Origin of the sequence: Mycobacterium sp. E136 (genome assembly GCF_001666865.1) — a bacterium.
Classification (GTDB): domain Bacteria; phylum Actinomycetota; class Actinomycetes; order Mycobacteriales; family Mycobacteriaceae; genus Mycobacterium.
The window spans coordinates 1-752 of sequence record NZ_LZJE01000110.1 but is presented as its reverse complement, the minus strand read 5'-3'; the positions used below and the strand labels follow the sequence as shown (position 1 = coordinate 752).

The following is a 752-nucleotide window of genomic DNA, read 5'->3' as shown; positions in this document are numbered from 1 at the left end:
CCGCGGTGCAGCAACTCCCGGCCAACGGCAACGCAGGGCTCCACATCGCCACGACTTCCGTAGCTTGCCAGCACAAATCTCAGGGATCTGGCCATCCACTGCCCCCCTTCAAGTTGCGTGGACCAGAGAGTACATCGGGGTCGGCGGAGTCCCACGGCGACTACTGCTGGGGCGAGCCGGCCACTCCGGTGCCGCTGGCGGTGGCATGGCGTGGCCGGTCGAATTGGAACCGCGGCAGCCGTCGGCGCCATTGCGCCTCAGCAACAACAGTGAAAGGCTCCGCAAAAAAATGAGAGGGTAGGACGCGATGAAGCTTTTAATGGCCTGCTATGGGACGCGTGGTGACGTGGAACCCTGCGCCGCGGTTGGCCGGGAGTTGCTGCACCGCGGACATCAGGTGTATTTGGCAGTAGCGCCCGACATGGTGGGGTTCGTCGAGTCCGCCGGGCTTCAGGCGGTCGGCTACGGCCCGAACGCGCGTTTATGGCAGGACGTCCATCGTGAATTCCAGGCGCGCACGTCCCATCCGTGGAAGGTTGCGGACCTGCGGAGACTGTGGCGCGAGAATCGTGCGCTGCTGACCCAATACCTTGAAGAGGCGAACTCCACGTTGATGGGGCTGGCCAAGGACGCTGACCTGCTGCTCACCGGCCCTCTCGGGGAAGATGTCGCGGCCAACGTCGCGGAGTACCGCGGTATCCCGCTGGCGGTGATGCAATTCGTCCCTATGCGAGCCAACGGGCGGGTGTTCG

General features: G+C 64.5%; 1 protein-coding gene. It reads left to right on the top strand.

Going from position 1 to position 752, the window contains the following annotated elements; all coding sequences use genetic code 11:
- Positions 1 to 307 precede the first annotated feature (307 nt).
- On the top strand, positions 308 to 752 hold a 445-nt coding region (locus A5698_RS07910), incomplete at its 3' end, for a glycosyltransferase (protein ID WP_197506703.1).